The sequence below is a fragment of the Lacrimispora sp. BS-2 genome (assembly GCF_040207125.1).
In the GTDB taxonomy this organism is placed as follows: Bacteria; Bacillota; Clostridia; order Lachnospirales; family Lachnospiraceae; genus Lacrimispora.
Genome location: NZ_CP157940.1, coordinates 1,892,612 through 1,907,598 on the forward strand (window position 1 = coordinate 1,892,612; position 14,987 = coordinate 1,907,598).

General features: G+C 42.5%; 14 protein-coding genes. 2 read left to right on the forward strand and 12 right to left on the reverse strand.

What is annotated here, in order from left to right:
- Nucleotide 1: 1 nt before the first annotated feature.
- The 12 genes from ABFV83_RS08955 to ABFV83_RS09010 form a co-directional block, all read right to left on the reverse strand.
- Entirely contained in the window at nt 2–505 is a 504-nt protein-coding gene (locus ABFV83_RS08955) for a MarR family transcriptional regulator (RefSeq protein WP_349948531.1), read from the reverse strand.
- 190 nt (nt 506–695) lie between these two features.
- On the reverse strand, nt 696–1,322 hold the full coding sequence (locus ABFV83_RS08960) for a hypothetical protein (RefSeq protein ID WP_349948532.1): 627 nt from the start codon (nt 1,320–1,322) through the stop codon (nt 696–698).
- Between the two features lie 138 nt (nt 1,323–1,460).
- Nucleotides 1,461–1,646 (reverse strand): hypothetical protein, encoded by a 186-nt coding sequence (locus ABFV83_RS08965; protein WP_349948533.1) that lies wholly within the window; start codon nt 1,644–1,646, stop codon nt 1,461–1,463.
- Nucleotides 1,647–1,808: 162 nt separating this feature from the next.
- Entirely contained in the window at nt 1,809–2,522 is a 714-nt protein-coding gene (gene deoD, locus ABFV83_RS08970) for a purine-nucleoside phosphorylase (protein ID WP_349948534.1), read from the reverse strand.
- Nucleotide 2,523: 1 nt separating this feature from the next.
- Complete coding sequence (locus ABFV83_RS08975; RefSeq protein ID WP_349948535.1) at nt 2,524–4,029, reverse strand: sulfatase; 1,506 nt, start codon at nt 4,027–4,029, stop codon at nt 2,524–2,526.
- A 41-nt stretch (nt 4,030–4,070) separates the two neighbouring features.
- Complete coding sequence (locus ABFV83_RS08980) at nt 4,071–4,934, reverse strand: ABC transporter permease (protein ID WP_349948536.1); 864 nt, start codon at nt 4,932–4,934, stop codon at nt 4,071–4,073.
- A complete protein-coding gene (locus tag ABFV83_RS08985; protein WP_349948537.1) occupies nt 4,931–6,010 on the reverse strand; it encodes an ABC transporter permease in 1,080 nt (359 codons plus the stop codon). Before ABFV83_RS08985 ends, ABFV83_RS08980 begins: the two co-directional genes overlap by 4 nt.
- A complete protein-coding gene (locus tag ABFV83_RS08990; RefSeq protein WP_349948901.1) occupies nt 6,007–7,521 on the reverse strand; it encodes an ABC transporter ATP-binding protein in 1,515 nt (504 codons plus the stop codon). The genes ABFV83_RS08985 and ABFV83_RS08990 overlap by 4 nt, the downstream gene beginning before the upstream one ends.
- A gap of 27 nt (nt 7,522–7,548) precedes the next feature.
- Nucleotides 7,549–8,679, reverse strand: coding sequence for a BMP family ABC transporter substrate-binding protein (locus tag ABFV83_RS08995; protein WP_349948538.1), 1,131 nt, complete (start codon nt 8,677–8,679; stop codon nt 7,549–7,551).
- A 158-nt stretch (nt 8,680–8,837) separates the two neighbouring features.
- Complete coding sequence (locus tag ABFV83_RS09000) at nt 8,838–10,331, reverse strand: helix-turn-helix domain-containing protein (protein ID WP_349948539.1); 1,494 nt, start codon at nt 10,329–10,331, stop codon at nt 8,838–8,840.
- Nucleotides 10,328–12,091 carry a sensor histidine kinase gene (locus ABFV83_RS09005; RefSeq protein WP_349948540.1) on the reverse strand — a complete coding sequence of 588 codons (1,764 nt, stop codon included), beginning with the start codon at nt 12,089–12,091 and terminating at the stop codon, nt 10,328–10,330. The genes ABFV83_RS09000 and ABFV83_RS09005 overlap by 4 nt, the downstream gene beginning before the upstream one ends.
- Before the next feature lie 34 nt (nt 12,092–12,125).
- Entirely contained in the window at nt 12,126–13,259 is a 1,134-nt protein-coding gene (locus tag ABFV83_RS09010) for an anaerobic sulfatase maturase (protein WP_349948541.1), read from the reverse strand.
- Nucleotides 13,260–13,827: 568 nt separating this feature from the next.
- On the opposite strand from ABFV83_RS09010, the gene ABFV83_RS09015 reads away from it, so the two are divergent.
- On the forward strand, nt 13,828–14,118 hold the full coding sequence (locus ABFV83_RS09015; RefSeq protein ID WP_349948542.1) for a hypothetical protein: 291 nt from the start codon (nt 13,828–13,830) through the stop codon (nt 14,116–14,118).
- Between the two features lie 160 nt (nt 14,119–14,278).
- Nucleotides 14,279–14,908: a hypothetical protein gene (locus ABFV83_RS09020; RefSeq protein ID WP_349948543.1), complete on the forward strand. Its 630-nt coding sequence runs from the start codon at nt 14,279–14,281 to the stop codon at nt 14,906–14,908.
- Nucleotides 14,909–14,987 lie beyond the last annotated feature (79 nt).

The window sequence follows — 14,987 nt, forward strand, 5'->3', positions numbered from 1 at the left end:
ATCAATCCTCTCTTTCTGTCATGTCCTTTTCCAAAGGAATCTGTGATAAATTATCATAAATACGGTCCAGATATTGCCCCATGACAGCCAATTCCTCCTTTGAAAAATCACGGAACATACGTTCTTCTGCGTTGTGAAAAAATTCCCGGCTGTGCTCTACCATGTGTTTTCCTTTTTCCGTCAGGCAAAGCTTATTCATCCGGTTATCTTCCTGATCAACTGCCCTGGTGATGTATCCCCCTTTTTCCAGCTTCTTTACCGATACCGCTATGGTGGCAGTGGATACATAAAGGCGTTCTGCAATCTCCTTCTGGGATATATTGGAGTGGTCGGAAAGCATCATAAGAATCTGATGCTGGCTGCGGTATACTCCTGTCTGTCTCAGACGCTCATCTAGGATATAACGGTACAGCTTCATGATCCTCATATATCTCACTATCACGCTGTGGGTTAGTGATAGCTCTCCCTTCAATCCTTTATCCCGGAACGGGCACATTGGTCTCATTTGCAAACAGTCTCCTCTCTGTTAGCCTCCTAACAATTAGCTAATTAACTATATAGGAGTATATCACCCCGTACCCCGGTTTGCAACCAAAAAAGTTTGAAAATTTTGTGAATTTTCTTACTATCATTTCCCATTTTTAAGCTTCCATTCCCATGTCCCAAAAACTTTTGTGCCTTCCTGTCCATAAGATTCACTTCACCCGTTCTATTTCTTTTGGAATCTCCATGGAATTGGACAACTTAAGCATCTGATTCCCCAGTTCCAAGTACTCCCTGCTGCTTAAGTCCTTGATCGGCCTTTGCTTTTCATATAACTCATGCATTTTCCCATTCTTTACTGAAAAGCTTTCCGGTGTATGATACTGTAACTCAAAAATCTGGCCGTCAGGTGAGCGTAAGGTGGTGTTGATTCCCTTATAAGGACTCTGCCTGTCAAGCCAGTAATTTTTAATTTCTATGGTTTGATATCCTAATTCCCAATAAAGCTCCATTGCTGTTAATGCTTTCCCTGCAAGCTCTTCTGCGGAAGCCGTATAGGTATATCTCAATATGTCTTTTATCTCATACACCTGGAAGCCCCTGCCATATTTTCTTTGAATCTTTTCCAAATAGGAATCCCTGGATTTTATGCGGTTTTCCTCACCTGCCATATCCATTCCTGCCCGCCTTGCCATTGCCCTGACCTGCCTTGTAATTTTAGGTTCACATTCCGCAGCCCTGTAGTAACAGTACATTCCTTTTATCCGAGGCCTGATGACCCCATAATCATACCGCTTTTCATACGGAAGACGGTTCCGCCATATTTTCTCCCCGCGCATTGCTCTGAATTTCCTTTGACATTTTTTATCATATCATTCAGTATATGCCCCATCCCCCGAAATTGTTCCTGCATTATCACCTGGCCAGGCAAAAAACTGCAGCCGGATATTTATGTAAAAGCGAAGGCCTGAACCTATTCAGACCTCCGCTCTCCTATCTCTATTCACAATTATCTTCTTCATTGCCCCAGCAGCAGTGACAGCGGGGATCATTACACCCAGCTCTGAAACCGGCACAGAACGCTCTTCTTCTTTCCTCTTCACATGCATCGCGTACACCTTCACAGTCGCGGCAATTGCATCTACATCTACAGTTACAGCCACAGTTACATCTGCAGTTACATCTGCAGTTATTCCAGCAGCCTCCGAAAAAACAGCACATATTCACACCCCTCTTTTCTTTAATTATACTATATTATATGGGACACATAGACAAGGTGTGAAATCCGCCATTTCACGGTTATTCTGGTTTAAAAGATCCTGACTTTACTCTACTCCCGCGGCCGTATTCAGTGCCAGTTCCATCATCCTGGAAAAACCGGTCTGGCGTTCCTCCGGTGATATGGAAAGTCCCTGGAGAATATGATCAGATACCGTCAGGATGCATAAAGCCTTTTTACCCGCACGGGCTGCATTCATGTAAAGTGCTGCTGACTCCATTTCAACTGCCATAACCCCCATCTTAGCCCAAGAATTATTGACCCATGGGTCAGCATTGTAAAATACGTCGGAAGATAGAACATTACCCACAACAGGTGTGATTCCCAGACATTCAGCCTCCTTTACCGCTCTTTCAAGAAGCCGGTAATCACCAATAGGGGCAAATGTTCCCTTTAAACCATACTGATATGCATAATTTGAATCGGTGCAGGCACCCATTGCGATTATAATATCGCGAACCTTTATCCGATCGGAAATAGCTCCTGCTGAACCGATTCGCATAATCTGATCCACATCATAGTGATTGAACAGTTCATAGGAATAGATGCCTATAGAAGGCATTCCCATTCCTCCTCCCATAACAGATATACGCTTTCCCTTATAAGTCCCTGTATACCCGAACATATTCCTTACTGTATTAAAGCATACAACATCATCCAGATATGTCTCTGCAATAAATTTGGCGCGCAGGGGATCCCCAGGCATTAAAACCGTCTTTGCAATATCCCCTTTTTCTGCTCCGTTATGTGGTGTTCCCATATTATTTCTCCCTTCCCCATTTCCTGCGTTCCAGTCCCAGCCTTATATATTGTTCCTCCGGTGCGTCATTTTCCTTCATCATACGTATCATATGTTCTATCATGCGTTCCTCCACCTCCTGGTTCTCCATAGGCTGAAGCTGATCCGGATCCTTCTCTAAATCATATAGAAGCGTGCCGAATTCTATCAAAGATTTGGGAGGGAATCCCAATGTTCTGATTCCATAACCACCGCGGATTCTGAACATCGGACATCCTTTGGTAAATGAAAAACCCGGATAGAATTCGGCTGTTCCCATTTCTTCTGCAGTAATGGAGCCAGGGTAACTGGTGGGCTCTATAATATAGTTATACATCTCCTGCTCTCTGCCAGGCTGCGGGCATCTCATATACACATATCTGCCATCAGTAATGTTCACATGAACACCGTGCTGGCCAAAAAGAGCATAATCTCTGACTTTTTTATCATTTTCAATGGTTTCTCTAAGAGGCTTCCCCTCCATATCCTTCGGTATATCCTGACCAAAATACTCAAGAAGCGTTGGGGCCAAATCTATGGTCTGAACAAGGGCCTGTCTCTTCTCGCCTGCGATCCCTGTTCTCGGATCCCAGATAAACATGGGAATCCTGGCCAGTTCACTGAAGTATGGCATCATCATTTTGCCCCACCAGTTGTGCTGGCTCAGCATAAAACCGTGATCCGTATTGACAATGAGCATCGTATCCTTCCACATATCATATTCGTCCATCATATCCAGTACTTTACCGAGATAGGTATCGCACATGGTAACAATCGCCTTATACTCGTTAATACAATGTTCCACCTGTTCCGGAGTCTCCACCACTTCATGGTATCCCGGCCAATCAAACATAACTCCTTCATAGCCATCCTCATAGGGTTCTTTGTATTTTTCCGGTGTGAAGAACGGCTCATGAGGATCATAGTTTTCCAACTGAAGGTACCAGTTATCCGCCTCATGGTTATCACGGATGAATTCCAGACCATTGGAGAAATTCCGCACAATGGATTGATTGTCCTCCTCCCGCATATAATGACGATTGATATACTCCTGCCTTCCGCAGGCATCCTTCCTGCCGCCCAGATGCTCCGGAATATCCCATTCTATTCTTCCCTTCCACGGATCGCCTTCCTGGCCTCTTACAATTTCGTATGTATTGTATTTGGTCATATAATTGTCTCCGCCCTCTTCCCAATAATGCCAGTGATCCGTAGTCAGATGGGTGTAAATACCGTTTTCTTTTAGAATTTGGGGCATGGAATCATCATATGGCTCCAAAGGCCCCCAGCTTCTGTGAAGAAAGTTATACCGTCCTGTATGAATTTCTCTTCTTGCAGGCATACAAGGCAGACTTCCTGCATAGCAGTTGTCAAATGTTACGCTCCTCTGTGCCAGTCTCTTGAAATTAGGAGCCTTCACATCTTCGTATCCATAAGGAGGAAGCATGTGCCGGTTGAGGGAATCAAACATCACCATGATCGCTTTCATAATTGATCTATAACCTCTTTTCTTCCATATTTTATAATGCGTTATTCATCATCATGCATTCCAACGCCTGCAGGCGGAGTTATATGACGGACACCGAAAGCCAGAACGAACAGTGTCACCATGTAAGGAATCATAGCCATGATCTGAGGCGGTACGCCATACCCCTGAAAATTAATCTGTAATGCATCACAAAATCCAAAAATCAGCGCACAGAACAGAACCATTACAGGATTGTATTTTGCAAGAATCATAATCGCCACAGCAATATATCCTCTTCCTGCCGACATATCCCTCACATACATATTCAGCTGGTCAATGGAAAGATATGCTCCCCCAAGCCCAGCCATAATTCCGCAGGCTACCACGCCGATATATTTTATTTTATGGACTGGAAGTCCCACAGTAGCTGCCGCCTTAGGATTCTCACCCACCATGCGAAGCCGTAAGCCAAAGCGAGTCCGAAACAGGAAGATATACTCCAGGAAAACTGCCGACAGCATGATGTATGTAATGGGTGATGTATATACACTGGCATTGATAGACGATACCTGAGGAGATGACCCTTTGTTATCCCAAAGAAGCTGCATCAATAGAGTTGTCTCTGCCACTGCCAGAAGATTAAGTCCTATGCCGCTGATGACCTGGTTCACCTTATAGCGCACACTTAAAACAGCATGGCATAGTCCTAACAGAGCACCGCCTGCCATGCCTGCCAGTACAGCAACATAGATATTGCCTGAATAGTAGGAGCCCAGCACTGCGCAAAATGCCCCCATAGTCATCATGCTCTCCAGCCCCAGAGCCATGACACCGCTTCTAACAGAGATAACACCGCCCAGTGCGGCCAGAATCAGCGGTACCGACATGCTGAGAGTTGACGTAACAATTGATAAAAGCTGATTCATCCCCTTTTTCCTCCTTTCCCTCTGCCTGCATTTTTTATCCTAAGAATTTCCTTCACAAGAAGAGGAGCGGCCACAAACAGGATGATAAGCGCCTGAATGACATCGATAAACTCAGTGGGAATGCCGGTGGTACGGTTGAGTACCATACAGCCCGCCCTCAAAGCACCAAAGATAATGCCGGAAAGAATCACACCTACAGGATTATCTGCCGCAAGGGCTGCAACCGCGATTCCATCAAATCCATATCCAGAAGAAAAATCTGCAATCAGCCTGTGATCTACCCCCAGAACATGGCTTCCCCCTAAAAGTCCGGCAATTCCGCCGCTGAGCAGCATGGCAATTACCATAATTCTTCCAATCCTGATCCCGGCAGTTTCCGATGCCTTTAGGTTAAACCCTACACATTTAATCTCATAGCCGATTACCGTTCTGTCAAAGAGAAGCTTTACGAGGATACAGGCTATCACGGCAATGATAATTGCTGCTGTAAGCTGAGTTTTCTCTAACAGCTTCGGTATCCATACTTCTTCTGTAAACTTTGCAGTCTGAGCCATGGATTTCCCCTGTTCTTTCAGCGGGTAGTTGACCATATAAGCCACAAAATTAACAGCTATGGTGTTAAGCATCATGGTGGCTATAACTTCATTGGAACCGAATTTAACCTTCATAAATCCAACAAGTCCCGCATAGAGGCCACCCAACAGCACACCTGCCATAAGAGCCAAAGGAATCCATACCACTTCCGGAAGCCTAAGAGGCATCAATGCTACAACGGAAGTTCCCAACGCTCCCATATAAAGCTGACCTTCAATGCCCAGATTAATCAGATTCGCTCTCTTGGCTACCGTATACGCCAGGCCTGCAAAGATCAAGGGAGTGGCCTGTACAAGTGTTTGACAAACAGCCTTTTTCCCAATAAATGCCCCCTTTAATATGGATGTATACGCTTCAACAGGGTTGTATCCACAAATCAGCATAATTAATCCGCCCAATACCAGAGCCAAAATTAAGGCAACAGCAGACATATTCTTTTCCAGAATCTGCTTTATATTTAATTCCGCCTTTTTTACATTCATGTCCTCTGTCCCCTTTTTCCTGCTGCTCCTGTCATTAAAAGTCCCAGCTGCATATCATCAAACTCTTCCGGGACTCCTTCCACAACGAGTTCACCGTTATACATCACTAAAAGTCTGTCGCTTAGATTCTTCACCTCATCTAAATCAGCGGATATCAGCAGGATTGCTTTTCCTTCATCCCTTAGTTCCAATAGGCGCTCATGGATATACTCAATAGCTCCGATATCCACTCCCCTGGTAGGCTGCGCTACTATAATGACATCCGGATCCTCACTGAACACCCTGGCAATAACGATTTTCTGCTGATTTCCTCCGGAGAGGGCATTACACTTGACAGATGTATTGGGCGCTTTTACCTGAAATTCCTGTAAAAGCCTGTCAGAAAAAACCTTAATCCTCTTCCTGTCCAGGATTCCCCTGTTTTGAAAGCGTTTCTGATAGCCCAGAATCATATTTTCCAGAATAGAAAGCTCCAGTACCAGTCCTCTGGTCATTCGATCCTCCGGAATATGTCCGATTCCCTGTCCGATAAAATCCCTTGGGCTACCCGTTACCTTCTGCCCGTCCTTTACCATATCCAAAACATCCGGCTGGCAAATACCGGTCAGACATTCAATCAGTTCCGTCTGTCCATTGCCCTCAATTCCGGCAATCCCCAGGATTTCTCCTTTCTTAAGCTCAAACTGAACTTTATTTAAAACGATTCTGTCTTTGTCTTTTAAAGTGATGTTTTTTACGAATAGTTTTGTCTCACCCACACAGCTGCTCCTTCTCCGTATGCCTAAAGCCACTTCTCTGCCTACCATCATTTGTGCAAGGCTGTCGGAGGTTACGCCTTCTACGGGAACATTGGACTGGATCAGCCTTCCATCCCTAAGAACGCTGACACGGTCTGCTATCTCAAGAGTTTCTTTCAGCTTATGCGTGATAATTACAATGCTTGTCCCATTCTTTTTCAGTTCTCTTAAGATCCGGAACAGTTCTTCTACCTCCTGAGGAATCAGGACAGCAGTGGGCTCATCAAGAATCAGAATCCTGGCACCTCTATAAATAGCTTTTAAAATCTCAACCTTCTGCTGCTCTCCTACAGAAAGCTCCTTTACCTTTTGCGAAGCAGATATATGAAAGCCATAACGGTCGATCATCTCCTGGACATTTTCCTCTGCCTGATTCTTGTCAAAAAAGATTCCCTTTGCCGGTTCACAGCCCACTACGATATTTTCGGTTACGCTTAATACAGGAGTCAGCATAAAATGCTGGTGCACCATGCCTATTCCCATATCAATCGCCTGCTTGGGAGACCTTATATTCATTGGCTTTCCGCCAATCCATATCTCCCCCTCATCTGGCCTGCAGATTCCATACAAAACCTTCATGAGAGTTGATTTCCCAGCTCCGTTTTCTCCCAACAGCGATACAATCTCCCCCTGTTCCAGAGAAAAGTCTACATGGTTGAGAGCACGGACCAGAGGATACTGCTTTGTGATATTTTTCATCTCAACTGCATACATCACATTTACACTCCAATCAGACTCGTTTTATTTGGTGTACTGATTCTTGGCAACCCAGGCATCCAACTCTTCTGCCGTCTTACATGGCGCCAGTTTTTCTGCAACCAGCATTTCCCTTATATCCTCTACTGTTGCTTTGATCTCCTCAGGCAGTTTTACATTGGAACCCTCCGTATCATATCCCACGGCGCTTTCCTTGATCCCACTCATATGCAGTCCTGGTTCCCAGTTTCCGTATATTACTTTTTCAATTTCGTTATAAACCATCCAGTCTACGCTTCTTACGGAAGAGGCCACCACATGATCCGGATCCTCCAGGTTCTGATTAGAGCCTACACCGAATGCATATCTATCTGCTTCCTTGGCAGCACCAAATACCCCCAAACCGGAAGCGCCTGCAATACACTGGATGAAGTCTGCACCTTTGTTGTACATGGAAAGACCTATTTCCTTGCCCTTACCTGGATCATTGAACGCTCCTACAACTCCCTCCAGTACCTGTACATCCGGATTGACATATCTTGCTCCTGCTGTAAATCCTATTACGCCTTCTCTCAGATTCGGAAGGTCATCTCCCAGTATGACACCTATAACATTATCTTTATTTGCTTTCTCCATATCGCTCAGTGTTCCAAGTCCTGCGATCACACCTGCTAAGAAGGTCTGCTCACTCCACTCGGTCTGAATCGTGCTGACGCCCTCAATCTTTGCCGCACTGTCAAGAATCGATATCTTCTGTTCCGGGAATTCTTCTGCTATTTCCTGCATGGCCTCTTCCTGGTCTGCCCCTACGGCTATCAGCAGATCATATTCTCCTGTCTCCGCAAACTGCCTTCCAAAGGGAACAAAATCGCTGATAGAATTAGGTTCAACATAGTCAAACTTGATTCCCAGTTCTTCCTGAGCTCTGGTAACTCCCGCATATGTCATGTCATTAAAGTTTTTATCTCCCAGACCACCGGTACCAAATATGACTCCTACCTTAACGGTATCTCCTGATGCCCCTTCGGTACCCTCGGCTGATGTACTTTCTGCTTCTTCTTTCCCAACTGATGTGCCAGCCTCACTTTCCCCCTTGCTTTTAGATGCGCCGCATCCTGTCGCAGAAACTGTCATTGCCGCTATTAAACATATTGCTGCCAACCTTCTCAATTTCATCTTTGCTCTCCTTCCAATTGTTCCTATGCAATTCTTTATGAGTATTTTTTTCATATCTATATTGTACAATTTTAAAAAGAAAAATAAATAAAAGCTGTGAACTTTATCTTGAAGTATTTTAACTTCATACAGTTTCACAGCTTTATCCTCTATTAATTTTATGACTTTCTATCAATTTTTTGACCTCTGGCCAATTCCGGAGTTATTCCCATATACTCATGATAGACCTTTGAGAAGTAGCTTGGTGTGGTATATCCCACTGCATAGGCTATCTCATATATCTTCATATCTGTATTTAACAGAAGCGATCTGGCCCGCTCTAAACGATAAAGCATAAGATAGTTGCTGAAATTCTGGCCTGTCTCTGATTTAAAAAGGCGGCTTAAGTATTCAGGAGAACGGCAAATTGCCTGGGCCACCACCTTTAACGACAGATCCTGGTTGGCGTAATTTTGATGGATATATTGAACTGTCTCCCGTATACTCTGGGAATAACTGAACTTATTCCCGGAATAAAGCAGACTTATAAGCTTTATACAGATGTCTCTGCACAACCCTGCCGTCTGAAGTCTTGTAACCTTGTGCTCCTCCTGATAGTCCGTAAAATGCTCCGCACATTTCTCTTCTAATCTTATCACGAATTTAATGCATATTTCTTTCGCCCACTCTGTATCCTGCAAGCATACTTCTTTGAAATATTCAAACCATATAATAATGTCCTTACTGACTTTATCTTCCTCATCATGCAGAAGTCTATTTAATATTCTTTGATACTCTTTTCGTATTTTTTCGCGGTCAAGCGGCGCCATCAGCCTGTCATCGTTTATCCGAAAGCAGCCCTTATTATAGAAAAATTCATACTGAAGCATTCGCTCTGTCCTGTCAATCTCCGGCATTATTTGTTCAATTCCCCATGCCGAAGGTCCGGCAACAAGAACTCCTCCTCCATTTGCACTCCAGGTTTCATAAAACGCCGCCAGACTTTCCTCAAGTTTCCTTTCATCTTCAGACTGCATAATGAGATAAATGCTCTCTTTTCGAAGAACAGGGCGAAGAATATGGATTTTTTGTTTTTTGATGAAGTCATCTAAAAAACCTTTCTGATCCCAGCTTTCCGTGCTTTTAAAGGCTGCCACGCAAAACATTTCATTTTCCCTGAATTGATGCTTTTTCCAGAATCCCCCTACAAATTCAGCCTCCTCCATATTGCAGCAGCAGGTATAAATATCCAAATAACCGCTGAAATAACAATCCTCTTTTTTTCCTATAAGCAGCCTTTCATTACTTTCGTGGATTTCCATAAGAGCCTCCAGAATATCCTGTCCCCGAAGCTCTGACTTAAGAAAATATTTCCTGGCACCATAAGTGATAGCTTCCCTTGCGTAAGAGAATTCCGCATAGTTTGTCAGTATAATAAAAGAGACATATGGTATTTCTTCCAGAAGTTTTTTCATCAGCATCAAGCCGTCCATTCCTGGCATTTTAATGTCTGTAATCACCGTATCAACCTGATACTTTACAGCCAGTTCGAAAGCCTCATTGCCGTTTTCAGCTACGCCTGCAATCTCAAAATCCGGATTATTCCCCCGCTCAATGCTGAACTGAATCCATTCTCGTATTGGTGTCTCATCGTCTGCTATCAGTATTTTCACCCCAACCGTTTCCTTTCATTTGTTTCCGGCATCTCCATTATAACCTCAGTGCCTTTGCCCTTTTCGCTCATAATTCGTATACCGTAGGACTCTCCAAAGTTTAGGCGAAGCCTGTCATTTACATTGCGAAGCCCAACTTTGTTCATATTCATTCCCTTCTCCAGAACGCTGCTTATGATATTCTCATCCATCCCCACTCCATCATCCTTTACGCTGATAAAAAGTTTTCTATCCCTGATATAGCTGCTGATAAGAATATGGCAGACCTGCTTCTCCTTTAAGCTGTAAAAAATGGCATTTTCCACAATGGGCTGCATAATAAAATCAGGTACAATACAAGGAAGTGTGTTCTCTTCCATGTTAAATTTCACTTCAAAACGGTCCCTGTACCGGGCTTTCTGAAGCTCTATATAATATTCAAGCGTTTCACATTCCTCTTTTAAACTAATGAATTTTTCTGAGCTTGAAAGGGTCTTTCTAAGAATCTTTGAAAAATCAATCAGCATTTTCTCAGCTTCTTCATTTTTCCCCATCTCTACATAAAATCGTATGGAGCTTAGGGTGTTATAGATAAAATGAGGATTTATCTGTGTCTGTAGGAAATCCAGATGAAGTAAATGCCTCTTCCGCTCTATCGTGCGTATCTCTTCCACCTGACTCTCTAACTTTCCTACCATATAGTTGAAGGAATCCGCAATCTCCGATAGCTCACCCTTCCCTTTTTCCTTCTGACTAATCCTCGCCTTAAATTCTCCTTGAGCAACCTGATTCATCTTGTTCTTAATAATATCAATAGGTTTTAAGATCGTCTGCAGAGCCAGAAAGATAGACGGCAGGAAACAGACTGCAAATACCACCACAAGAATTCCCGCAAACCATGCGGTTCTGTCAAGCGGTGCGAATATATGGCGCAAATCCGCATTTTCCAGCAGATACCAATTGGTTCCTGATATCATTCCATAAAAATAAACGTTATCCGGATATGCGTCTGATATGCCGTAGCCTACTTTTTGAAATTCTTCATCTGATATTATAATATCATTTTTACTGTAAGGAGCTCCAATATCCCTCTTATTCTTTGCAGAAATCACAATGCCATTCCCGTCTACAATACAGTAATCCCTGTCTGGTTCAATCAGCTCCTGATACATATCATATAGTATCACCTCGCTGAACTGAATCAGCACATATCCCCGCACTGTTCCGCTTAAAAGATCCTGAACAGGCCGTACCATATAGAAACTATGACGGTAAAGCCCGTCCTCCTTATCGCTGCGGATCAAACCTTCCAGATAAATGTCTTCCTTTACTCCAGAGTTTCTAAGCTTCTCTGCCTGCTTAATGGATGGCTGGGCCTCTTCCCAGGAAATCTCCGGGAAATCACTGGCATATCTAAGCTTTTCCAGATCATAGATATAAATTCGGAACTTATTACCTCTTTTATAGTTCCCGTAAATCTCATCCCGAATAAGCATTTCAATTTTCCCGCTTCCCTCGGTTTCCTCCATAAGCCATTCCATGACCCCGGCATTCTCAGTGATTTTCTCCAGGCTTCCCCTTAAACTTCGGATCGTAGAGGCCGGCTGTATAATGGATTGACTTAAAATAGACTGATGAAGACTAATGATCTCTTTTCCAACAACCTTTTTCGAGAAACCTGTAATAGCAAACACAAGAATCCCTATTAATATGATTACTGCTGCAAACATTTTCAAAAAGAACCGTTTCATGTAACTCAGTTTCATAAAGTTCAGTTTCATACTCTACTCCCATGGAAAAACTGTCATCCTGGTATTACCTCTTCCTCAGTTCTGACTGCATCAGCTGTCTGGCAATCTCTTCCATCCTTGAACGGGTTTTCTCAAAAAAATACTTATAAGATGAACAGAAATAATTCTGGCCAAGTTGGCCTCCCTCATCGATCTGGCGGTTCCTGCGGCATCCGCCCCGGCATAGATATGCATAGTTGCAGGTTTTGCACTCTTCTGGTTTATTTAGGGAAGCCTCTACAAATCCACTCTCCAATCCCCTGTTTCCCATATCCTCAATAGAATTATCCAGGAAATTTCCGATTTTATACTCATCCATCACATAGAAATCACAAGGATAAACAGATCCATCTGCTTCTACTACATGCTGGATGCTGCAGCACCCCTTCATATCACATGCCTCCGGCGGGTATCCCATCAAAAGGCTGATATAATTTTCAAACTGGCGAATGTATGGCTGTTCTCCTTTCATAAGATCCAGATACCAAAGATCGAACAGCTTTACAAGAAACTCCCCGTAGACCTCCGGCGTCAGAGAATACTCCCGGCTTCCCTTTGGCTCTCCAAATGGATCAAGACAAGCGATATACTGCTGATATTTCCAGTTATTTTTCTTATAAAATTCATAAATTCGCGGAATCCGCTCCGCTGTTCTTCGGTTTACAACCGTCAGGATATTATAATCCACCCCTTTTTTATCAAACAGCTTAAGGGTCTTCATAATTTCGCCAAAGGAACCTTCACCCGCAGAATTCTCCCTATAGGCATCATGGGTATATTTAATCCCATCCAGGGATACACCTACCAGGAAATTATTTGCAGCAAAAAACTCTGCCCATTCTTCGCCCAGCTGGTATCCATTGGTCTGAATAGAATTCATAATCTTTACATTACGTATGTTATGCTTACTCTCAAATTCCAGCAGCTTTTTATAAAAGTCAAGGCCCACCAAAGTGGGTTCCCCTCCCTGGAAGATAAACTCACACTGCCGCTCAGTATAAGCCAGTGTCTTCTTAACGATCTCCTCCAAGGTCTCTAAAGACATAAATCCGTAATTTTGCCGCTCCCGTTTCTGCATCTCGTCATGATAAAAACAATATTTGCATCTTAAATTACAGCTTCCGGAGGCTGGCTTAATCAACAACTGTATTGGTGGCATATCTTTATCTCCTTACATAACTTATTTCGTCATATATTTTTATCTTTGTCCATGTTTCTTTATTATACATGACCACATATAGAAAGTGAATCGTTATTTTATTAATGCTTTTATGGGCCCAGAGTTGCCTCATCTGTTGAAAACAGCATTTTCTTCAGACCAGCCATGGTTATATCCTGCGCCTTCCGCCTCCCTTTTACCAGCTTGAACTGTTCTGACTGAATCTGCTCTTGGATATTCTTCTTCCACCTTTTCGTAGTGTTCAGGCAGGGTTTTTTATTGACCTTCAATTGATTGCCTTTCTTTTGCATATATTCTGTATACTCGCATCTTTACTCAGTTTTTCTATACTATTAACAGCCAAATTCAATAACTTTGTACTTTTTGACTTTCAAAATCTCAGAATTGCTGTATAATCATTAGAGACTCGTTAATGAAACAGATTGTTACTATTCAGACCATTCGATGCTTATAGATAACAGAAAGTACAGGAATGCAGGAACTTTATATTGGATTAAAATAGCCTTTGGCTTTTTAATAAAATAATGCACTTGGGAGGGAAAGAAGTATGAAAATCTTATGTAAAATTCTGGCGTATGTGGAATTAGTATTAGGAATCATTGGAAGCATTTTTCTATCGTACACACTTGGTATGAAGCTAAATTTCCACACTTTAAAATTGGAACGGGATGGAACTGCAACCTTTGCTATCCTTGTCTCAACATTGCTTAGTGTTATAACTCTTTGGGCGATATTGTATGCCTTCTCCGAAATATTGGAAAACCAGGATAAAATATTTAAATTGTTGGAACACCCCGGTAAAACAGAGCCAATGTCCCAATTGCAAAAGGATAAATGACGGCTCTGTTGAAAGGTGTATATGCGGTATCACCAGGCCCACATAAGCAGTAATCGATCGAAGCAAACAAATATGGTACTACCAACGCCGATTGACCTGAAATTAAAACAGACGATGGCATTTTAATAAAAATTATAAAAAAGAAAAGGAATCAATAGATATGAAAAAATTAAACTTATTGACAGCATCAATTATTTTCTCCACATTAATTCTATTAACTAGCTGCGGCAAAAATACAGATTCTGCTTCTGCTATATCTGAAACCGTCAGCGCTGAGATTTCAATAAAAGAATCTAATACAAACGCTGAAACAAAAAACGACTTAGACGCTATTGGAAATGCGGATGTTGAATTAAATATTCCTGCTAAATTTATTGGAAAACAGACGCAAGATGATCTTAACGAATTATGCAAAGAAAAAGGTTATAAATCTATCACTTTAAATGGCGATGGAAGTGCTACATATATCTTAACTAAGAAACAGCATAAAAAGATGATGAATGAACTGAAAGATAACATTAACTCATCAATCTCTGAAATGATCGGTTCTGAAGATTATCCAGATTTTACAGATGTAACGGCTAATGAAAATTTTACCGAATTTGAGATATCCACGAAATCTACTGAATTAAATATGGCGGACCGTTTTTCCATATTAGGCTTCTACATGTACGGAGGCATGTATAATATATTCAACGGTACAGCCGCTGACAATATTTCAGTAAAGTTCGTCAATGCTGATAGCGGAGAAGAGATTTTAACTGCAAATTCCAAAGATGCTGGCAAATAATTTTTTGATGCGCCATTACTATTGACGCATTGGGACTGCTGGCGTCACTATGCCTCAATCTGTCATTATTACCACAAAA